The organism is Aliiruegeria haliotis, assembly GCF_003003255.1.
Taxonomy (GTDB): Bacteria; Pseudomonadota; Alphaproteobacteria; order Rhodobacterales; family Rhodobacteraceae; genus Tropicimonas; species Tropicimonas haliotis.
In genome coordinates, this window is sequence record NZ_PVTD01000009.1 from 95,498 (window position 1) to 115,572 (window position 20,075).

General features: G+C 65.6%; 21 protein-coding genes. 7 read left to right on the forward strand and 14 right to left on the reverse strand.

Features of this window, described 5'->3' with window-relative positions; all coding sequences use genetic code 11:
* Positions 1 to 30: 30 nt before the first annotated feature.
* From CLV78_RS18255 to CLV78_RS18275, 5 genes are all read right to left on the reverse strand, one after another.
* Positions 31 to 420 (reverse strand): VOC family protein, encoded by a 390-nt coding sequence (locus CLV78_RS18255; protein WP_106206713.1) that lies wholly within the window; start codon positions 418 to 420, stop codon positions 31 to 33.
* 5 nt (positions 421 to 425) lie between these two features.
* Positions 426 to 1,268: an arginyltransferase gene (locus CLV78_RS18260; RefSeq protein ID WP_106206715.1), complete on the reverse strand. Its 843-nt coding sequence runs from the start codon at positions 1,266 to 1,268 to the stop codon at positions 426 to 428.
* Between the two features lie 126 nt (positions 1,269 to 1,394).
* Positions 1,395 to 1,847 (reverse strand): RDD family protein, encoded by a 453-nt coding sequence (locus CLV78_RS18265; protein ID WP_106206717.1) that lies wholly within the window; start codon positions 1,845 to 1,847, stop codon positions 1,395 to 1,397.
* A gap of 124 nt (positions 1,848 to 1,971) precedes the next feature.
* On the reverse strand, positions 1,972 to 2,406 hold the full coding sequence (locus tag CLV78_RS18270) for a DUF2852 domain-containing protein (RefSeq protein ID WP_106206719.1): 435 nt from the start codon (positions 2,404 to 2,406) through the stop codon (positions 1,972 to 1,974).
* Between the two features lie 441 nt (positions 2,407 to 2,847).
* Positions 2,848 to 3,318, reverse strand: a complete 471-nt coding sequence (locus CLV78_RS18275; RefSeq protein ID WP_106206720.1) for a YbaK/EbsC family protein — start codon at positions 3,316 to 3,318, stop codon at positions 2,848 to 2,850.
* 78 nt (positions 3,319 to 3,396) lie between these two features.
* Here CLV78_RS18275 and CLV78_RS18280 point away from each other — a divergent pair, with 78 nt between their 5' ends.
* The 3 genes from CLV78_RS18280 to CLV78_RS18290 are packed head-to-tail and all read left to right on the forward strand — an operon-like array spanning position 3,397 to position 6,922.
* Entirely contained in the window at positions 3,397 to 3,786 is a 390-nt protein-coding gene (locus CLV78_RS18280) for a nuclear transport factor 2 family protein (protein ID WP_106206722.1), read from the forward strand.
* A gap of 50 nt (positions 3,787 to 3,836) precedes the next feature.
* Positions 3,837 to 6,638 (forward strand): bifunctional [glutamate--ammonia ligase]-adenylyl-L-tyrosine phosphorylase/[glutamate--ammonia-ligase] adenylyltransferase, encoded by a 2,802-nt coding sequence (locus tag CLV78_RS18285; RefSeq protein WP_106206725.1) that lies wholly within the window; start codon positions 3,837 to 3,839, stop codon positions 6,636 to 6,638.
* Positions 6,635 to 6,922, forward strand: a complete 288-nt coding sequence (locus CLV78_RS18290) for a hypothetical protein (RefSeq protein ID WP_106206727.1) — start codon at positions 6,635 to 6,637, stop codon at positions 6,920 to 6,922. The genes CLV78_RS18285 and CLV78_RS18290 overlap by 4 nt, the downstream gene beginning before the upstream one ends.
* 333 nt (positions 6,923 to 7,255) lie before the next feature.
* Here CLV78_RS18290 and CLV78_RS18295 read toward each other — a convergent pair whose 3' ends face one another.
* The 3 genes from CLV78_RS18295 to edd form a co-directional block, all read right to left on the reverse strand.
* On the reverse strand, positions 7,256 to 8,026 hold the full coding sequence (locus CLV78_RS18295) for a class I SAM-dependent methyltransferase (protein WP_158263603.1): 771 nt from the start codon (positions 8,024 to 8,026) through the stop codon (positions 7,256 to 7,258).
* A 140-nt stretch (positions 8,027 to 8,166) separates the two neighbouring features.
* Positions 8,167 to 8,808, reverse strand: coding sequence for a bifunctional 4-hydroxy-2-oxoglutarate aldolase/2-dehydro-3-deoxy-phosphogluconate aldolase (eda, locus tag CLV78_RS18300; RefSeq protein ID WP_106206731.1), 642 nt, complete (start codon positions 8,806 to 8,808; stop codon positions 8,167 to 8,169).
* Positions 8,809 to 9,019: 211 nt separating this feature from the next.
* Positions 9,020 to 10,825, reverse strand: coding sequence for a phosphogluconate dehydratase (gene edd, locus CLV78_RS18305; RefSeq protein ID WP_106206733.1), 1,806 nt, complete (start codon positions 10,823 to 10,825; stop codon positions 9,020 to 9,022).
* Positions 10,826 to 10,959: 134 nt separating this feature from the next.
* Between edd and CLV78_RS18310 the strand changes: the two genes are divergently transcribed.
* Together CLV78_RS18310 and CLV78_RS18315 are read left to right on the forward strand one after the other, a co-directional pair.
* Positions 10,960 to 12,171 carry an RSP_2647 family RNA methyltransferase gene (locus tag CLV78_RS18310; RefSeq protein WP_106206735.1) on the forward strand — a complete coding sequence of 404 codons (1,212 nt, stop codon included), beginning with the start codon at positions 10,960 to 10,962 and terminating at the stop codon, positions 12,169 to 12,171.
* On the forward strand, positions 12,168 to 12,710 hold the full coding sequence (locus CLV78_RS18315) for an RSP_2648 family PIN domain-containing protein (protein WP_106206737.1): 543 nt from the start codon (positions 12,168 to 12,170) through the stop codon (positions 12,708 to 12,710). The genes CLV78_RS18310 and CLV78_RS18315 overlap by 4 nt, the downstream gene beginning before the upstream one ends.
* Positions 12,711 to 12,762: 52 nt before the next feature.
* Here CLV78_RS18315 and CLV78_RS18320 read toward each other — a convergent pair whose 3' ends face one another.
* The 6 genes from CLV78_RS18320 to CLV78_RS18345 form a co-directional block, all read right to left on the reverse strand.
* On the reverse strand, positions 12,763 to 13,464 hold the full coding sequence (locus CLV78_RS18320; RefSeq protein ID WP_106206739.1) for a M48 family metallopeptidase: 702 nt from the start codon (positions 13,462 to 13,464) through the stop codon (positions 12,763 to 12,765).
* A 41-nt stretch (positions 13,465 to 13,505) separates the two neighbouring features.
* Positions 13,506 to 14,360, reverse strand: a complete 855-nt coding sequence (locus CLV78_RS18325) for a DUF302 domain-containing protein (RefSeq protein ID WP_106206741.1) — start codon at positions 14,358 to 14,360, stop codon at positions 13,506 to 13,508.
* Between the two features lie 31 nt (positions 14,361 to 14,391).
* Positions 14,392 to 15,573: a vWA domain-containing protein gene (locus CLV78_RS18330; RefSeq protein WP_106206743.1), complete on the reverse strand. Its 1,182-nt coding sequence runs from the start codon at positions 15,571 to 15,573 to the stop codon at positions 14,392 to 14,394.
* A gap of 186 nt (positions 15,574 to 15,759) precedes the next feature.
* Positions 15,760 to 16,770: a betaine--homocysteine S-methyltransferase gene (gene bmt / locus CLV78_RS18335; RefSeq protein ID WP_106206745.1), complete on the reverse strand. Its 1,011-nt coding sequence runs from the start codon at positions 16,768 to 16,770 to the stop codon at positions 15,760 to 15,762.
* Between the two features lie 381 nt (positions 16,771 to 17,151).
* On the reverse strand, positions 17,152 to 17,481 hold the full coding sequence (locus tag CLV78_RS18340; protein ID WP_106206747.1) for a DUF1476 domain-containing protein: 330 nt from the start codon (positions 17,479 to 17,481) through the stop codon (positions 17,152 to 17,154).
* A gap of 95 nt (positions 17,482 to 17,576) precedes the next feature.
* Positions 17,577 to 18,782 (reverse strand): hypothetical protein, encoded by a 1,206-nt coding sequence (locus CLV78_RS18345; RefSeq protein WP_106206749.1) that lies wholly within the window; start codon positions 18,780 to 18,782, stop codon positions 17,577 to 17,579.
* A gap of 207 nt (positions 18,783 to 18,989) precedes the next feature.
* Between CLV78_RS18345 and purC the strand changes: the two genes are divergently transcribed.
* Both purC and purS read left to right on the forward strand, forming a co-directional pair.
* Complete coding sequence (gene purC / locus CLV78_RS18350; RefSeq protein ID WP_106206751.1) at positions 18,990 to 19,751, forward strand: phosphoribosylaminoimidazolesuccinocarboxamide synthase; 762 nt, start codon at positions 18,990 to 18,992, stop codon at positions 19,749 to 19,751.
* 74 nt (positions 19,752 to 19,825) lie between these two features.
* The gene (gene purS, locus CLV78_RS18355; RefSeq protein ID WP_106206753.1) at positions 19,826 to 20,065 is read left to right on the forward strand and encodes a phosphoribosylformylglycinamidine synthase subunit PurS; all 240 of its coding nucleotides are present in this window, start codon (positions 19,826 to 19,828) and stop codon (positions 20,063 to 20,065) included.
* Positions 20,066 to 20,075: the final 10 nt, after the last annotated feature.

The following is a 20,075-nucleotide window of genomic DNA, read 5'->3' on the forward strand; positions in this document are numbered from 1 at the left end:
GTTCGGATCTGTTCCGGCGCTGTGGGGTGTCTATCCGGCCTCAGCCGGTTCGATCAGGTCCCACAGGTTGCCAAAGGCGTCTTCCCAGACTGCGACCGTGCCGTAGGGTTCCTGCCGTGGATCCTCGTGAAAGGCCACACCCGCCGCGACCATTGCGGCGTGGTCCCGGGTGAAATCATCGGTGTTCAGGAAGAAGCCAACACGACCGCCAGTCTGGTTGCCGATGGCGGCACGCTGCGCCTCGGTCTCTGCGCGGGCGAGGACCACACGGCACTGCCCGCCCGCCGGCGCCACGACCACCCAGCGTTTCCGCCCCTGGTCGATGTCCTCCAGCACATCCCATCCAAGCTTGCCCACGAAAAAGGCGATACCGTCGTCGTAGTCGGGAACGACAATGCTGACGGCGGCGAGGACTTGCATGCGCGTCAGCGACGTGTCGGGCGTGTGTCGGGCAGGGTGATCTTGGCGACCTGTTCGGCAATGGGCTCGACCGACAGCGGATGGGTCACGCTGTCATGCTGCCCGGGATCGCCGATGGGCTGCCAGGTTTCGTCCTTGTAGATCTCCAGCGCGTTGAACCCGGCCTTGTAACCCATCTTCGCCGAGCCGGGCACCCAGTAGCCGAGGTAGACATAGGGCAGGCCCGCAGCCCGCGCGATCTCGATATGGTCGAGGATCACGTAGGTGCCGAGCGACAGCTTTTGCAGGTTCGGCTCGTAGAAGCTGTAGACCATGCTCAGCCCATCCTCGAGCACATCGGTCAGACAGACCGCGGCGATATCGCTCTCGGGCCCGTCCTGTTCGGCAAGTCCGGGCATCCGGTACTCCACCACGCGGGACCGCACGGGGGTTTCCTCCACCATGGCGGCGAACTCGAAGATATCCATATCCGCCATGCCGCCATCCGCATGCCGGCTGTCCAGGTAGCGGCGAAACAGCGTATATTGCTCATCCGTCGCCCAAGGGGAGGTCGCCTCCCGCTGCATGGGCGCATTCCGGCTGAGCGTCCGCCGCTGGCTGCGAGACGGTGTGAAATCGGCCACCCGGATGCGTGCGGACAGACAGGCGGTGCAATCGGCGCAGGCCGGGCGGTAGAGCACGCTCTGCGAGCGGCGAAAGCCCTGCTTTGAAAGTGTGTCGTTCAGCACCTCGGCATGATCGCCTTGCAGCGCGGTGAACAGCTTTCGCTCCATGCGGCCCTGAAGATAGGGGCATGGTTGCGGCGCAGTTACATAGAACTGCGGAGCGAGGGGAAGAGTGTGGCGCATTCCGTTGCGACGTCCGGGGATCTTACAATTTTCCTAAACGGTAGCAGGGGCTGGCGGTCACGCCAACCCCTGCCAGAGGATCTAGGGTTCGGTCGTTCGGTATCAACGCCCGGTATACAGGGATGGCTATCGCCTGCGGTTCAACGCCGCTGTGCCGAGCGCGAGGTCATGCAAGCCCTGTGCCTTGGCCGTGGTCAGCATCAGCACTGCCGAAATGATCTGTGGCACGAGGAAGGAGACGCAAAGCGCGTAGAGCAAGGTATGGAGCAGGGCCTCTCCAAATCCGAAACGTTCGTCTCGCCATGTGCGCAACTCGATCGACACCAACCGCATGCCGAGCGTGGCCGACCCGCTGCTGATCGAGATCACCCGGTAGAGGACGCTCACGAGGACCCAGAGCGCAGGGTAGAAGAAGATGGCGGTGAAGGCCGTGAACGGCAGGACCAGCAGCGTCAGGCCGAAGATCACGAACGCGTCCACGACCCAGGCGAACAGGCGCTTGACGGGCACGTCAGCATAGAGCTCGGCGTTGTATTCCGGGTCGGGAAGGCCACGCATGGGATCGGTCATGTAGGTCATCTGTCACTCAATATGCAGCCTTGCAATGGCTGTCTGTCATGGATCGGGCATGGATCGGCGCGCGAGGGGCTCGCGCGCCGTTTCCGGGGATAGGCGCCCGAGAAACGGGCACCGGTTTTTTCGATTACGCCGGTTCGGTGGCTTCCACGGGGCCGCTGTCGCCATTGGTGGACTTGGCGGCACGTGCGCGGTCGTCCATGAATGCGTCGAATTCCGACTTGTCCTTGGCTTCGCGCAGCCGCTGAAGGAAGGCCTCGAAGGCATCCTGTTCTTCTTCCAGGCGGCGCAGCGTTTCCGACTTGTAGGCGTCGAAAGCACTGTTTCCGCTGGACTTCATCGCGGTGCGGATATGGCGGTGGTGCGCCTTGCGGGCGCTTCGGCAAGAACCGTTGAACATGCGTTTGCTCCAGATCATGTAGGCGAGAAGGGCGAGGCCAATCGGCCAGAAGAAGATGAATCCAAGGATCATGGTCGCGATCCAGGCGCCCTTTCCGCGGTCATCGAGCCAATTCTCGGCCCGGGCGAGCCAGGACGGGTTGGCGGCATGTGCGGTGGTCATCGTAATCTCCTCGTTTCGATCAATGTGAATGCTTTTCACATTACAAAGATGGGGAGGGATCCCGAGTCGGTCAATGGGTAATGTGAAAAGTTTTTACATTGTCGGGGTGAAAATTCAATAAGATACGGAAATTTATAGAATAAATGGAGTTCAGTTTGTGCTTAAATACCTAGTGGAAACAGCGTGCCAATGTTCCAAAGGATGTGGCCCAGCCGCAATCAGGGCTTGTGGTGCGTCGTGATGGCGTGCCCGGAGGCGCGCAAGGAGACGGCTATAAGACGCCGCGACAGCCCTGCCGCCAATCCGGGCGAGACCGGCGTCACCGGGCAGTGCGGAGTAGGGTCGCCGGGCTTGAGTACCGATGGAGTTCGGATCCGCGTCGCGCACCAACGATGCACAAGGGACTTGGGAACCGGGGAGGGCAGGAGCGAAACCTCCGCGTCATTCAGTGAACGTGGCGAGTTGCGCGGCCGCAAGATCCCGCAGCGTGGCCGGATCGATGCCAAACACATGGCGCGGGGTGCCGGCAGCGGCCCAGACCTGTTCGAAGTGGTTCAGTCGCGGGTCAAACCAGGCCCTGATCGGTGTCTTGTGCCCGATAGGAGACACTCCACCGATGGCAAAGCCCGTGACCTGCCGGATCCGGGCGCCATCTGCGGGATGGGTCGGTTCACCCAGCAACCCGGCGATGGCCCGGGTGCAGACACGGTTGCCGCCCGCCGTCACAAAGAGGGAAAGCGTCCCCGAGCTTTCGCCCTCCACAACTATGGACTTGGCAATCTGGTCGAGCGTGCAGCCGATAGCATCGGCCGCCGCCTGGGCGGTTCGGGTGCTGTCCGGCATCTCCCGCAGATCGAATGTCGCACCTGCACTTTCCAAAACCGTGCGGACCCGTTTCAGGCTCTTGCTCATTCCCCACCTCGTGCCTGTGGTGGTCAGACTATTCCCAAACCGCCGAAAAGCTGCAAGGCTCCGCGCAGAGGAGGCGCCATGTCACGCTCGGATCTCGAAACCATCCTGCACCATGAAAAGCAGGTCTGGGACGCACTTGCGACGGGGGACCGCGCGGCGGAGGAGCGGCTGCTTTCCGATGATTTCCTTGGCGTCTACGAGAGCGGGACCGGTGACAAGGCAGAGCATGTGGGCCAGCTCGCCGCGGGGCCGACCGTGGCGCGCTACGCGATATCGGACCCGATCCTGCGTGAGCTTGCACCGGGGCTCGTTCTGCTGGTGTACCGCGCCGACTACCTGCGGGTCGGGGCGGCGCCGGGGATGGACGAGGCGATGCGCGTGTCCTCCATCTGGCAGCGGCATGAGGACGGAGGCTGGCGAAACATCTTCTCTCAGGACACCGCCGTGGGCAGCATCCGCCCGGTCTAGGGACCCTCTGCTACATTGACCCGGGGCCGATGGCGCGCCATCAAGCGCGCATGAGTTTCGCCACTGCCATCACCCGCTCGCCCATCGCATTCGACCCACAGGCCGGTGCAGATGCCGCCGCGCCCTTCGCCAACGAGTCGCCGGAGCTGCGTGAGGTCCTCGCCGGGACCGCCGGATGCAGCCCTTTCCTGCGTGGGCTGATGGCCCTGGAACAGGAATGGCTGCAAGAGGCGCTCGCCAATGCCCCCGATGCCGTGCTGCCGCAACTGTTCGACGGGCTGCGGACGCTGTCTCCAGCGCAGTTGAAATCCGGTCTGCGCGAGGCGAAGCGCCGTGTCGCGCTCTATACCGGCCTCGCGGACCTTGCCGGGGTGTGGTCGCTCGAACAGGTCACCGGTGCGCTCACCGATTTCGCCGATCTCTCTGTCGATCTGGCCATGAAGGGTGTGCTGTCGCGGGAGATGGAGCGCGGGAAGTTCCCCGGGCAGACCGCCGAGGATTTGCCGCTGGCCGGCGGTATGGTGGCGCTCGCCATGGGCAAGATGGGGGCGGGGGAGTTGAACTATTCCTCTGATATCGACCTCATCATGCTGTTCGACGACAGCCGCTATCCCGATGGCGATTATCTCGAAGCCCGGGCGGGATTCATCAAGGCAACGCGCAAGATGACGGCGCTGCTCTCGGAGATCACAGGGGAGGGGTATGTCTGGCGCACCGATCTGCGCCTGCGACCGGACCCGTCGGTCACGCCCGTCTGCCTCTCCATGGAGGCCGCGGAACGGTACTATGAATCGGTCGGTCGAACATGGGAACGCGCGGCCCACATCAAGGCCCGTCCCTGCGCCGGCGACATCGCTGCCGGAGAGGCCTACCTGGAGCGCCTGCGTCCCTTTGTCTGGCGTCGCCACCTCGACTTCGCGGCCATTCAGGACGCCCATGACATGCGCTTGAAGATCAAGGAACACAAGGGCTTGCATGAGACAGGTGAACTGGAGGGCCGAAACCTGAAGCTTGGTCCCGGTGGCATCCGCGAGATCGAGTTCTTCACCCAGACCCGGCAGATCATCGCCGGCGGCCGCGATCCGGCGCTGCGTTCGCGCGGAACCGTGCCGGCGCTGGCGCAACTGGCCGAGGCGGGCTGGATACCGCAGGACCTTGCCGAGGATTTCACTGATAACTACCGCTACTTCCGCGAAATCGAGCATCGTGTGCAGATGGTCGCCGACGCCCGCACCCATTCGCTGCCGACCTCGACGGAGGGGTTCGACCGCATCGCAAGGATGTGCGGGCAGGGCGACACGGCCGCGTTCCGCGCCGATCTGCGCGCACGGCTGACCAGCGTGCGCGAAACGGCCGAGGGGTTCTTCGCTCCCGACGTGACCGGCAACAAGACCGCGCCGGAGATCGACGAGCCGGAGGTCGTGGAACGGTGGCGGCACTATCCCGCGCTCCGGTCCGCCCGCGCGCAGGAAATCTTCGAACGGCTCAAACCGGACCTGCTGGCGCGCCTCTACGCCGCTCCGAAGCCGGAGGAGGCCCTTTCCGCCTTTGACGGGTTCCTGTCTGGCCTACCTGCCGGTGTGCAGCTTTTCTCCATGTTCGAGGCCAACCCCAACCTGCGGGCGCTGATCGTTGACATCGCCTCCACCGCACCGGCGCTTGCCAGCTACCTGTCGCGCAATTCCCGCGTGCTGGATGCGGTGATCGGCGGGACCTTCTTCGAACCCTGGCCGGGCCGTGTCGCACTCTGTATCGAACTCGACGAGGTGCTCTCGGAAAGCGACGACTACGAGCGGCAACTGGATGCCGCGCGGCGCTGGATGAAGGAATGGCATTTCCGCGTCGGTGTCCACCATATGCGCGGGATCGTCGATTCCTCGGAGGCGGGCCGCCAGTTCGCCGATATCGCCGAGGCTGTCCTGACGGCCTTCCTGCCGGTTGTCGTCGACGAGTTCGCCCAAAAACATGGCCGCCCGCCGGGGCGGGGCGGGGTTGCGGTCGGCATGGGGTCGCTCGGCGCCGGCTGGATCAACGCGCGCTCCGACCTCGACCTGATCATGATCTATGATCCGGGCGATGCCGAAGGGTCCGACGGGCCGCGCCCGCTGCCGGTGGCGACCTACTACGCCCGCCTGACCAAGGCGATCCTGACGGCGGTGACCGCGCCGACATCCGAGGGCCGCCTCTACGAGGTCGACATGCGCCTGCGCCCGTCGGGCAAGCAGGGGCCTGTGGCGACGTCTCTGTCCGCCTTCGACAAGTACCAGCGCAACGAGGCCTGGACCTGGGAGCACCTTGCGTTGACCCGCGCCCGTCCGGTCGCCGGCAACCCGGAACTCATGGACGATATCGAGGCGGTGCGCCTCGACGTGATCGGACAAACCCGCGATGCGGCGCGGATGCTGGAAGATGTGCGGGACATGCGCCGGCGTCTTGCGGAGGCCAAGGGGCAGCAAGGTCCCCTCGACGTCAAGCGGGGTCCCGGCGGCCTGCAGGATATCGAACTGGTGGCGCAGACCGGGGCGGTGCTGGCGAAATCGCGGGCCCATCGCGTCGCGCCGCAGATCCTTGCCGCCGCGCGGTCGGGCTGGCTCACGCGGGCGGAGGCGGACGTGCTGACCCGGACCTACCGGCTGGCGCGCTCCGTGCAATCGGTGGGACGATTGCTGGTCGACGGGCCGCTCGATCCCGAGACGCTGGGGCAAGGTGCGCGGGACGTGCTGGCGCGGGAGACCGGGCAGACCGATCTTGGGGCGCTTGTGGCCCGCCTGGCCGAGAGCCGTGCCGAAGCTGCCGCTATCGTCGACACGGTACTCGAACGGGTGCCGGCGGAAACGGGGAGCCCGGCATGAAGGGAGACGCGAACGATCCGAAGGCGCTGATCCGGGAGGCCTACCGGATCGACGGGATCACGGAGGCGGAATGCCGGTCGATCTTCATGGACTGGGCATTGTCGCTGCCTGACGGGGTGGAGGCGCGGGATGTGATCCCGGAGTTGGCACGGCGCCACGCGGAGGCGGATCCCGACCACCCGATGTCGCTGGTTCTGCGCGAGGGCGCGGCGACTGCCCGCCCGCCCGCCCGTCGCGGCGGTTGGCGCGGGCGACGTGGCCGGTCCGGCGAGGATGGGCGCTAGTACGGGGTTTGGAAGGCCGGTCCGCGCGGGGGGCGATCTCGCGTGGTGCCGGGCAGGATGCGCTTGTTCTGACGGCTTGGAGACGGAGATAATAGGTAAGTTTCACTCCGCAGGGTGTTGAAATTATGTAATTTCTGCCCTTTCTTTGGAGCGTGCGACGATCCTGCGCAGTCCGACCCTTTCGCAATGATTGCCATTCATCGGCGTGCATATCGGTCTGGCGCCACGCCTTCACTCGCGCCGCCGGGGCGTTAGGTGCCAGCTGAGTTTGCTTGGATCGAACACGCCACCGGATGGCCGGACCGTGCCGCTTCGGTCACGACGTCCAACCACCTACTTGGGTTTGCTGAGGTGCCAGACCTGTTCGGAGGGATATGCCTTCGCCCAGTCTGCCGGAATGGCGAATCGGTCCTTCTGCTCGGATTCGGGGGCAAAGAGTTCGAGGTAACGCACCACCTCGAAGCCAACCTCGCCAAAGAGCCGCATCCAGCCGGAGATGGTCAGGTTGAACTCGATCCCGCCGGGATCGATCTCGACCGCTGTCCAGTCGATGGATTGCAGGCCACGGTAGGGGCGGTGCAGCACCCGTTCGGAGGGTGCGCCGCTCTCCGGCGCGGTCACCAGCGCCAGCGGGTGTGTGCCCAGAAACACAAGCTCTCCGCCAGGACGTAGCAGGCGCCAGGCTTCCCGCAGCCAGATCTGCGGATCACACCAGATCGCCGCGCCATATTCCGAAATCGCGACATCGAATGCCGCATCTGGCAGCCCCGTCGCCTCGGCATCGCCTTCCACGAAGGTGATGTCAGCCTCGTGCGCCTCTGCCAGGCGATGTGCGGTCGCGAGTTGCTCGGCAGAGATGTCGATCCCGGTCGCGCGCGCCCCGCGCCGGGCCATCCAGCCGGAAACATATCCGGTGCCGCATCCCAACTCGATCGTGTCCTTGCGGTCGAGATTGGTGGGCAGCAGCGAAAGGTCTGCTTCCGGCAGGCCCCAGATGCCCCACCTGGGGGCCTCGCAGCGCCAGAGTTGCTCGCCGAGCGCAATCCAATCGGCTGCCATGCCGTTCCAGTAGTCGCGGTTCACGGGGACATGCTGGCCGGTCATGGCTTGCCTCATCGGGTGTCATGGGGACATGAACGGTCCGCGCTGTGAGCAGACGTCCCCGGAACCTCCGGTGTACCGCACCTGTTGCAAAACGCAAAAGATCCGGCCGAGGCCGGGCCTTCCTGATGGTGCTATCCGCTTCAGCGAGCCAGCGCGGCAGCTTCCCGGGCCAGTTCCTCGATGGCGGCCCAGTCCTTGGCTTTCACCAGGTTTGCAGGGCAGACCCAGCTGCCGCCAACGCATAGCGTGTTCGACAAGCCAAGGTAATCCGGTGCATTTTTCGGCGTGACGCCACCCGTGGGGCAGAATTTCACCTGCGGGATCGGTGCGCCGATGCCCTTCAGCGCGGCGGCGCCGCCCGCTGCTTCGGCGGGGAAGAACTTTTGCACGGTGTAGCCGCGCTCAAGCAATTGCATCGATTCGGTTGCTGTGGCCGCCCCGGGAAGCAGGGGCAGGTCATTGGCTTCGCAGGCATCGAGCAGCAGGTCGGTCACGCCGGGGGACACGCCGAACAAGGCTCCGGCGGCCTTTGCGGCAGCGACGTCCGCCGGGGTGAGCAGGGTGCCTGCACCGACGACACCGCCCTCGACCTGCGCCATCTCCCGGATCGCGTCGAGCGCGACCGGTGTGCGCAGGGTCACCTCCAGCGCCGGCAGGCCGCCGGCCACGAGCGCCTCGGCAATCGGGCGGGCGTCGGCGACGTTGTCGATCACCAGAACGGGAACGACGGGGGCGAGTTGGCAGATCTCGGCAGCTTGCTTGCTGGCTTCGGCAGGGGTCATTCTAGGGTCCTCATCTTTGCCGGAACGCTGTGGTGCGACGGGGAAACGTCATGCCTCCGGCGGGGATAGTGGCTGACAGATGGTGCGCGCCGGATCCGGCGCGCGCAGGGGTGGGACGGTGTATTCTCCCGGGTCGGCGCGCTTGGTCGCACAAAACCCTTTCCGGGCGAGAGGTCAAGGGGCACAGGCGCCGCGCCCCTTGCCAGTGTGCTCAGTACAGGGAGCAGGCGCCCTCGGTGGAGGGGCCGGCATTGGCCCGGAAGGTGGCGAAGAGCTCGCGCCCGATACCGGCATGGTTGCCGCTCAGGTCGGTCTCGACGGCGGACCGGTCTGCGAAACCCTCCTCCAGCACATCGAGCGTGCCGGTCGCTGCGTCGAGCCGGATCATGTCGCCATCGCGAACCCGGGCAATCGGACCGCCGTGGGTGGCCTCCGGGCAGACGTGGATGGCGGCCGGGACCTTGCCGCTGGCGCCAGACATGCGGCCGTCGGTGACCAGCGCAACCTTGAGTCCGCGATCCTGAAGCACCGCGAGGGTCGGGGTCAGGCTGTGAAGCTCGGGCATTCCGTTGGCGCCGGGACCCTGGAACCGGACGACGACGATGGTGTCCTCCGTGAACTCCCCGGCCTTGAACGCGGCCTTGACGGACTCCTGATCGTGAAAGACCCGCGCGCGAGCCTCGATCACATGCCGCTCCGGCGCCACGGCAGAGACCTTGATGACGCCGGTGCCGAGGTTGCCATTCAACTGCTTCAACCCGCCGATGGGCTGGAACGGATCGGAGGCAGGCCGGAGGATCCTGTCGTTCTGGCTGGTGCCGGCGCCGTCTTCCCAGACAAGTGCGCCGTCCTTCAGCTTCGGCTCCCGGGTGTAGGTTGCGAGTCCTTCGCCAGCGATGGTCCGCGTGTTGGGGTGCAGGAGCCCGGCCTCAAGCAATTCGCCGATCATGTATCCCAGCCCGCCGGCCGCGTGGAAATGGTTCACGTCCGCCAGCCCGTTGGGATAGACGCGGGCCATCAGCGGGGTGACCTCCGAAATCTCCGCGAAATCCTCCAGGGTCAGCGCGATACCGGCCGTGCGGGCCATCGCGGGCAGGTGCAACACCAGGTTGGTGGACCCGCCGGTTGCCATCAGCCCGACGATCCCGTTGACGAAGGTCCGTTCATCCAGGATCTCGCCGGCGGGAGTGTAGTTGTTGCCGAGCGCGGTGATCTCGGCGGCGCGGGCGGCTCCGGCGGCTGTCAGCGCATCGCGCAGCGGCGTGTTGGGCGGCACGAAGGACGCGCCGGGCAGATGCAGACCCATGAACTCCATCAGCATCTGGTTGGAATTGGCGGTGCCGTAGAACGTGCAGGTGCCGGGGCCATGATAGGAGGCCATCTCGGCTTCCATCAGCTTCTCGCGGCCGATCTCGCCGGCGGCAAACTGCTGGCGAACCTTGGCTTTTTCGTCATTGGGCAGGCCGCTCGGCATCGGACCGGCTGGCAGGAAGACGGCCGGGATATGGGAGAACGTCGCTGCGGCCATCACCAGCCCCGGTACGATCTTGTCACAGACGCCGAGGTAGAGGGAACTGTCGAAGGTATTGTGGCTGAGCGCGACCGAGGCCGCCATGGCAATCACATCGCGCGAGAAGAGCGAGAGCTCCATTCCCGCCTGGCCCTGGGTGACGCCGTCGCACATCGCGGGCACACCACCGGCGACCTGAGCCGTCGCCCCGGCTGAGCGGGCCGCCTCCCGGATCAGGTCCGGGTAGCGTTCGAACGGCTGGTGGGCAGAGAGCATGTCGTTGTAGGCGGTGACGATGCCGATGTTGGGCGCACGTTCGGCGACCAGCGCCGCCTTGTCCTCGCCCATCGCGGCATAGGCGTGGGCCTGGTTTCCGCAAGCAAGGTGGGCGCGGGCTGGCCCCTGTTCGGCGGCCGCGTGCATCCGGTCCAGATAGGCGCGGCGGCTGTCGCGGCTGCGTTCGATGATCCTGTCGGTAACCCTGGCGATCGTGGGGTTGAGATCCATGGGACTCTCTCCTTCGCTGTTGCCCGCGCTGTATCAGGTTAGCGCTAACGTATCAATTTCTTCCTTGCCTCGACGGCCGGAGAGATCTGTTTATTGGGTTTATGTCGGATGCGCGACGGGATAGGTCAAGCGCCATGTCAGAAAACACCCCTATGCCCTCGCTGCCCGTCGTCCGATTGCGCCCGAAAGCCGATGCCCGCGCCCTGCGGCATGGCTTCCCTTGGGTCTATGGCGACGAGCTTGTCACCGATCGCCGGACCAAGGCCCTTGCGCCGGGGACGCTGGCGCTGCTCGAGGATTCGGAGCGGCGCCCGATGGGGGTTGTCGCGGTGAACACCCACTCGAAGCTCATTGCCCGGATGCTGGACCGCGATCCTGAGGCGGTGGTGGACCGGGACTGGCTGGCCGCCCGTCTGCGCCGGGCGTTGCACCTGCGGGAGCGGCTATTCGATGCGCCGTTCTACCGGCTGGTTCACGCGGAGGCGGATGGATTGCCGGGCGTGGTGATCGACCGTTTTGGAACGGCGGCGGTGATCCAGCCCAACGCGGCCTGGGCCGACGTAGTGATCGAGGATCTGGCCACCGCCGTTCAGGAGGTGACCGGGGTCGACACGATCGTCATCAACGGGACCGGCCGGGCGCGCACGCTGGAAGGCCTCGACGAAGTGACACGGCTCCACACCGGCGCCCTCGAAGGTCCGATCCGGGTGCCGATGAACGGCGCGACCTACATGGCCGACCTTCTTGGCGGGCAGAAGACCGGCCTGTTTTACGACCAGCGCCCGAACCACGCCTTTGCCGCGGGGCTGGCGCAGGGCGCGCGGGTTCTGGATGTCTTTTCCCACGTCGGCGGGTTCGGGCTGGCGTCGCTTGCTGGCGGGGCGCAGGCGGCGCTCTGCGTTGACGGATCGGCTGCGGCGCTGGAGCTGGCGGAAGCCGGGGCCGGGGCCATGGGCCTGTCCGACCGGTTCGCCACACGCAAGGGTGACGCGTTCGCCACGATGGAGGCGCTGGCCGGAGAGGGCGCGCATTTCGACGTGGTCATCTGCGACCCGCCCGCGTTCGCCCCGTCGCGAAAGGCGCTCGACGCCGGATTGCGCGCCTACGAACGCGTCGCGCGGCTCGCCGCACCGCTGGTGGCGCCGGGTGGGTTCCTCGGGCTCTGCTCCTGCTCCCATGCCGCCGACCTCACGAAATTCCGCAATGCCTCTGCACGCGGGATCGGTCGCGGCGGGCGGCGCGGGCAGCTTCTCCATACGGGCTATGCCGGCCCGGACCACCCGATGCTGCCGCAACTGGCCGAAAGCGGCTACCTCAAGGCGCTCTTCTTCCGGCTCGACGGATGAGAGTGCTGATCGACGCCTGCGTGCTCTATCCGACCGTGATGCGGGAGGTGGTGCTGGGCGTGGCCGGGCAGGGGCTGTTTACCCCTCTCTGGTCGGAGCGGCTGCTGGAGGAATGGGCCCGGGCCGCCGCCCGTCGTGGCCCGTTGGACGAGGCGCAGGCCCGGGGGGAGATCGCGGTGCTCCGCGCCAGGTGGCCAAAGGCGTCCGTCCAGCCCCGCGACGGGGATCTCAATCGCCTCTGGTTGCCGGATGAAAACGACATCCACGTTCTTGCCGCCGCCATCGCCGGCTCGGCCGACCTTCTGCTGACCCTCAACATGAAGGACTTTCCGCGTCATACGCTGACAGAAGAAGGTGTCGGTCGGGCCGACCCCGACGGTTTCCTCGTGCAACTTTGGCACGATCACCCAGCAGAGGTGAGTACCGCTGCGAACAATGTCCTCCGGCAGGCGGAGAAGATGGACGACGCGCCCCATGACATGCGCAGGTTGCTGAAAAAGGCCCGTCTGCCGCGCCTCGCGAAGGCTCTTGCAAGCTAGGCGCCGCGACGGATTGGCCGATCCACAATCGACTGGCCCGATGTTCGGAAGCTCAGCCTTCGATGCCCGGACCGGCGGCCCAGCGGGCCTCCCGCGCCTCGATCGCCGCGATCCGTTTCTCGGCGGCGGGGTGACTGAGCAGCCATGCCGGCGGCCCGCTCCCCAGACTGCCCGTCAGTTGCCCCATCTTGCCAAACAGGCTCTTCTGCGGCCCGGTTCCGATGCCGGCCTTCACCAGCAGCGCGGAGGCGTAGGCATCTGCCTCGAACTCGTCCTGCCGGCTCAACCGCGCCGCCAGAAGCGAGGTCAGACCAGCGGCCAGCATGGCACCCAATCCCGGGAGGAAACGGTTCAACAGCCCGGCAAGCGCCAGGCGCATCGCGTTCTGGCCAGAGAAATCGATCATGCGGCGCCTGGAATGCCCCAAGGCCACGTGACCAAGCTCGTGTGCGATCACGCTGGCCATTTCGTCCGCCGACACCGCGCCCTTGCGGTACTGGTCATAGAACCCGCGCGTGATGAAGATCCGCCCGTCCGGCGCCGCCAGCCCGTTGATGGGCGCAATCTCGTAGATGTTCACCCTAATCCGCTCCAGCCCGAGCGCCTCTGCCATCCGGTCGGTCAACACCTTCAGCATCGGGTCTGCCAGCTCTGTCGATTTCGCATCCAGCTCCCGTGCCGTTTTCCAGGCAGAGAACCGGTACATGACCACGCCGTAGGCGATCATCAGCAGGATCGGAGTGAGCTTCAGCATGGTTCAGATATGGGGCCACGGGCGGGGCAGGGCAAGCGGGTTCATTTCTCCAGCGCTCTTGAGAACGTCTCGGCCAGACGGGCGTCAAGTTGCCGGTGCGGCTCCGCCGAATGCCCGTAGTGCAGCTCCGCAAGGGCCGCGATGCCGTTGAACAGGACTTTCACCCCGCCGTCCTCGGTTTCGTGGAGAAACAGCTTCTGGCAGAAGGCATCAAGGCCGATGGAGGGAAAATCCGCCATCGCAACACCGCCAGGTGCAGGACCACCAAACAGCAGCAGCGTCGCGCCCGGTAGCTCCACGCCGTTGGTCGCCGCACGGGCCTGAAAATCGTGCTCGCCAAACCAGACCGTGTCGCCCTCGGCGAGGATTGTGTCCCTCAGGCGTTGCACGGTCTCGGCAAGATCGTAGGGCGAGTCCAGTTCGATGATCCCGTCGTCCTTGCCAAGACCCGCCACGGGGGCCGCTGCCGACAGGTCGGCCTGCGCGGCCAGAATTGTCTCCAGCGTGGTCTCCCAGGTTTCCAGCGCCGGGATGTCCGGCAGGCCATGGCGCAGTTGCAGGAACTCGGAACCGGTTGCGCGTATCGCAACGCTTCCGGCGGCATCGAAACTCAGGATCCGATAGGGCAGGTCGAGCCCGGCGCGGATCTCCGCTGCGAGGATCGCGCTGTCGACGGCCGCATCCGAGAAAATCTGCACGCGGGAGGGGGGCATCTCCACGCCCTCCTGTGCCGCCAGTCGTGCGTGGTCGATAGAGGCCACAGGATCGAGCCCCAGCGTCGCCACCTCGGTCGCGACCCTCTCGAAACTTGCGTCAACCGCGTCCTGGTTACTCTCCGCCTGAAGTGGAGCCGGAAGCAGCAGGGCACAGAGTGCGATCATGTGGCGCGAAATCATCTTCTCCTCCAATCCACCCGGCCCTTGCGGGTCATGTCAGGGCCTTCATCCCGCGATCGATTCCGGCCAGCGTCATCGGTACCATGCGCCCATCGAAAATCTGCCGGATCATCTCGATCGATTGAGTGTATTGCCAATGCTGCTCCGGCGTCGGATTGATCCAGAGCATGTCCGGCCATTGCTCGATCGCCCGCCGCAGCCAGACCTCTCCCGCCTCCGCGTTCCAGTGCTCGTTCGCGCCGCCGGGATGCAGGATCTCGTAGGGGCTCATCGAGGCGTCGCCGACGAAGATGCACTTGTAGTCGGGTCCGTAGGTGTTGAGCACCTCCCAGGTCGGAACCTGCTCGCTCCAGCGCCGCGTGTTGTCCCGCCAGACACCCTCGTAGATGCAATTGTGGAAATAGTAGTATTCAAGGTGCTTGAACTCCGCCCGCGCGGCTGAAAACAGCTCCTCGACCACGCGGATGAACGGATCCATCGAGCCGCCGACATCGAGGAACATCACGACCTTCACCGCGTTGTGCCGCTCGGGGCGCATCTTTACGTCGAGATAGCCATGGTCGGCGGTCGCGCGGATGGTTTCGTCGAGGTCCAGCTCCTCGTGCGCCCCGTGCCGTGCCCATTGCCGGAGCCGTTTCAACGCCACCTTGATGTTGCGCGTACCCAATTCCACCGTGTCGTCGAGATTGCGGAACTCCCGCTTGTCCCAGACCTTCACCGCCCGCTGGTGGCGGCTCTTGTCCTGGCCGATACGGATCCCTTCAGGGTTGTAGCCATAGGCGCCGAAGGGGGAGGTTCCGGCCGTTCCGATCCATTTGTTGCCGCCCTGGTGGCGGCCTTTCTGCTCTTCCAGGCGCTGCTTCAGCGTCTCCATGAGCTTGTCGAAACCGCCAAGCGCCTCGATTTCCGCCATTTCCTCGGGAGAGAGGTGTTTCTCGGCCATCTTCCGCAGCCAGTCTTCCGGAAGGTTCACCGCCTCCAGAACCTGCTCCACGCTGATCGATTCCATGCCTTCAAAGGCCGTCGCGAAGGCGCGGTCGAAGCGGTCGAGGTGCCGTTCGTCCTTCACCATGGCCGTGCGGGCGAGGTAGTAGAACCCTTCGACGTCATACGTCACCAGCCCCGCAGACATGCCTTCGAGAAACGCAAGGTATTCCCGAAGGGAGACCGGGACTCCAGCGGCGCGCAGGGCGTCGAAAAAAGGCAGGAACATCGGACCTCCGGGATCAGGCCAGTGCAGCATCTCCCCGGCGCGACGGCCCGTCAAGCACCCGAGCGCAGGTACCACGGCCGGGATTGCCGGGGGAGGGGGAGGCGCACAGGACGCGCGGGCGAAAGCTGCCTCTCGCTGCATTCCACCTCGGTCAGGGGCGCGGGAGTCCCGTCTTGGGGCAGGCGTTCAGCCGCGCCGCCGCCGGCGGGTCCGGGTTGCCGGGGCGTCACCATCGGTGCCGTCACTGGCCGAGGAATAGCCGCCGAGTTTTTCCGCGATGCCTTCCAGCGTCGGCCGTGCACCCCTCGGCTGACTCTCGAGGGCGGCGCGCATCGCGGTGAGGTGTTCGGGCGTCGTGCCGCAGCATCCGCCAATGATCTTGGCACCGGAATCCCGCGCCAGCACGGCATACTCGGCCATCAGGTCCGGCGTGCCGTCATAGTGGATGTGACCATCGACATACTTTGGGATGCCCGCATTGCCTTTCGCCACCACCGGGATCTCCGGCGCCAGCGCCGTGAACCCGAGGACCGTGCGCAGCAGGTCCGACGATCCCACCCCGCAATTGGCCCCGAAGGCCAGCGGTGCGTGATCGAGCTTGCCCACCAGGGTCACCATGTCGGCGGACGTCACGCCCATCATGGTGCGACCGGCAGTGTCGAAACTCATCGTGCCAACCCAGGGCATCTGCGCCAGAAGGCAGGCTTCGGCGGCGGCACGGTATTCCTCGGGGGCGGAGATCGTCTCCACCCAGACGACGTCGGCGCCGCCTTCTTTCATGCCCTCGGCCTGCTCGTGGAACATTTCCACCGCCAGCTCGTGGGTCAGGCTGCCCATCGGCGCCATTATCTCTCCGGTCGGTCCCATCGATCCGGCGACGATAACCGGCCGGCCGGCCTTGTCCGCCACTTCGCGCCCCAGTGCACAGCCCAACCGGTTCAACTCCCGAACACGGGACTCGGCGCTGTGAAGCTTCAGCCGGGAGGCGTTGCCACCAAAAGTATTGGTCAGGAAAATGTCGCTGCCCGCATCGACCGGCCCCTGGTAAAGAGCCCGGATCTTTTCCGGCGCGTCCGCGTTCCAAAGTTCCGGCGCATCGCCCGATTGCAGCCCCATGTTGAACAGTGTTGTGCCGGTGGCCCCATCGGCCATCAACCAGTCCCGTTCGGCCATCAGCCGGGAAAGCGCATCACTCATCGAAGCAGGTCCGTTCCTTGGTGGCCGCACCGCTTGCGACCCGATGGCTGCTGATGTCACAGGTGCCCAGCCGGTGCAATTGATTAGCAGTCATGAAGATCATGAGGCTGGCAAATGGTCGGCACGCCGGGGCAGCCATACCGCTGGGGTACCTGCGTTGGGTTTCGTTCCGCGTCAAAGGCGGTCGATTGCCTTGCGGCGCCGTGCTGGCGGATTGCCGGTCGGCGTGCGCAAGCCAATGTCGCTAAAGGCGTTCTGAACAGCGCAAGCGTGCCGCTTCCGTTGCACGGCAATCCTGTCGGGTCCACGATCAGCGATTGGCCCTGAACAGAAAAAGCGCGCAAAAACGGCGCGCTTTCCTTCTTTACTCGGCCCGAAGGGTCACAGCACCGTCACGATGCCTTCCTCGCTCGCCTTGATGCGCGCCTCGTTCAGGTAGCGCGCCATGCGCTCCCGAATCGCGTCCTCCGTGGCGAGGTCGCCGAGGTCGGCCATGAGCTTCTGCACGACCACTTCGGCCCCGGCCTCTTCCAGATCCGTGCGGATGATATCCTTGGCATAGCGGACGGCCTCTTCGGCCGATTTGCCCATCAGCGCCGCGGCCCAGAAGGCGATCCGCTTGTTGCGTGATGCCTGTGCCATGAACTCCAACCCGGCATCATGCACATACTTGGCTTCGAAGGCGGCTTCGCGTTCGTCGAACGTGGTCATGTTGCTGGTCTCCCTACCGAAAAGTCTCCTCACTCTCAATGTATGTGAGGCCCGGCGTCATTCCTAGGGGAGAACCGCCCCTGCGACCTGCCGCCCTAGTCCGCGACCCCGAAAAGCTCGGCAAGCCGGGCCGAGGCGGCCTGCTTGTCGGCCTCGGGCCGATCACCAAGCGCAATCATTCTGTTGGCCTCCCGCAATGCGGAGTCGATGTCACCGGACACCAGCGTCGCCGTCAGCGCGTCGAGCCAGGCAACCTGTTCCTCGGCGGGCAGCGTGGTCTCGACCGCCGCAACCAGCAGACTCGTGACCTCTTCTTCCCAGGACGGCTCCGACGCGGGCTGTTCGTGCGGCGACTGGGGCGGCTTCGGGGGGGCAGGCTGCTGCGGGGGTTGGGCGGCGTCCGCCGGTTGCTGCGCCAATGCTGCCGCTTTCGCGACCTCACGCAACGACGCGTTTGGCGGCACCTGCGGCGGCGGCGGAGTGTCCACCAGAACGTCCTGAAGGGCAGGGGCGCCATCGGTGCGTTGGCGATGAATCTCCGCCTGCGCCTCCGAGAGCGGCCGGCCGCCGGGATCAGACGACAGTTCGAGCACCACCGTCGTCTCGTCCCACCCCGTGAAGAGTGTCTCGGGGTCGATCCCGAGCGCCTCCAGTATGGTGGCCTGGCGCACCGGTGTCATGATGCCGGCATGGGGGGTGCCGGGCGGCGGCAAGCTGTCGGTCTCCAGCGGGTGTGGCATGCCTGCGTCGATCCCGGTCCACTCGGCCTCCGGCGCGGTGCCATCGGCACTGAAGGAGACCGCCCGGCGGGTCAGGCGACCGTCCTGGTAGACATGAAAGGCGAAGTGGGCCCCGGGGTGCCGGCTGCCGGAGTACCGGAAATAGAACAGCTCGTCGCCCGGCATCTCCGCGCTCAATCCCGCGCAGAATGCGGAGCTTTCGGCATCGCCGTCGCGGAACTCGATCAGGGACAGCCCCCCGGCGCCGAGTGGCGCGGTGATCCGGACCGGGCTTTCGGAGGTTGCGTAGCCCAGTTCGGTGACGAGAACACGCGTGAGCGGGCCGGGACTGAGCGTGCCGCGAGGCTGGATGCGCAGGTTGGAAACCGCCTCGGCCTCCGCCCGTGCCTGTGGCGCACGGCGGAACACCCGGCTGAGGAAACCGCGCCCGGCCGGGGCCGGGCTTTCGCTTGCCAGCCGCGCACGGGCCGCCGACGCACGGACCCTGCCGATCGCCTCGGCAATCTCCGCGGGCGGCCTCGCCGACACGGCAAAGTCGATAAGGGCAAAATCCTCGGTCATTCCTGCTCCACTCCACTTCCCTGCCGGGCAGTGTGCCGTCGGGGTCTTCCGCCAAGCGTCTGATGTTGCTTGCGCGGTGTCAACCGAAGCCGATGCCGCGCCGTGCTGCCAATTGCGCTGCGCTTGCGGCATTCACGGGCTTGCCTTATAGGGCAGCACGGATAATGCCCGCGGGACCCCCCCGAGACGGGCCGATGAAAGGATCCCATGGCACGTCGCAAGAAGATCTACGAAGGCAAGGCCAAGATTCTCTACGAAGGCCCCGAACCCGGGACCATCGTGCAGTATTTCAAGGACGATGCCACCGCGTTCAACGCCGAGAAACGGGACGTGGTCGAGGGCAAGGGCGTTCTGAACAACCGCCTGTGCGAGTACTTCATGTCCGGGCTGAACAACATCGGGGTACCGACGCACTTCATAAAGCGCATCAACATGCGCGAGCAACTGGTTCGTGCCGTTGAGATAATTCCGCTTGAGGTTGTCGTGAGGAACGTCGCCGCCGGCTCGATCTCCAAACGTCTTGGTATAGAGGAAGGTACGGCGCTGCCGCGTCCGATCGTGGAATTCTACTACAAGGATGACGCGCTCGGCGATCCGCTGGTCACCGAGGAGCATATCATCGCCTTCGGCTGGGCCGCGCAGCAGGATATGGACGACATGGTTGCGCTGGCGCTGCGGGTGAACGATTTCATGTCCGGGCTGATGATGGGGGTTGGCATCAAGCTGGTGGACTTCAAGATCGAGATCGGTCGGGTCTGGGAAGGCGACTACATGCGGCTCGTCGTGGCCGACGAGATCAGCCCCGATTCCTGTCGTCTGTGGGATATCGAGACCGGACAGAAGCTCGACAAGGACGTGTTCCGGCGGGATCTCGGCAGTCTGGCCGATGCCTACACCGAAGTGGCCCGGCGCCTTGGCGTCCTGCCGCAGAACGCCCCGCCGCTGGGCAAGCCGACGTTGATCAATTGAAAGCCCCTGCGCCTCGTCGTGGGGCGCGGGCGGGACGACCCGGCCCCGAGAGGGCCAGCCAAAAGGACGAGCAGATGAAAGCCACAGTCACCGTGATGCTGAAGAACGGCGTTCTGGATCCGCAGGGCGAGGCGGTGAAATCCGCGCTCGGTGCCCTGGGATTCGCAGGGGTGGACGCCGTGCGCCAGGGCAAGGTGATCGAACTGGACCTTGCGGAAGCGGACGCAACGACCGCCGAGGCCACAGTGACCGACATGTGCGAGAAGCTGCTCGCCAACACCGTGATCGAGAGCTACCGCGTCGAGATCGGTTGACCCGATGCCG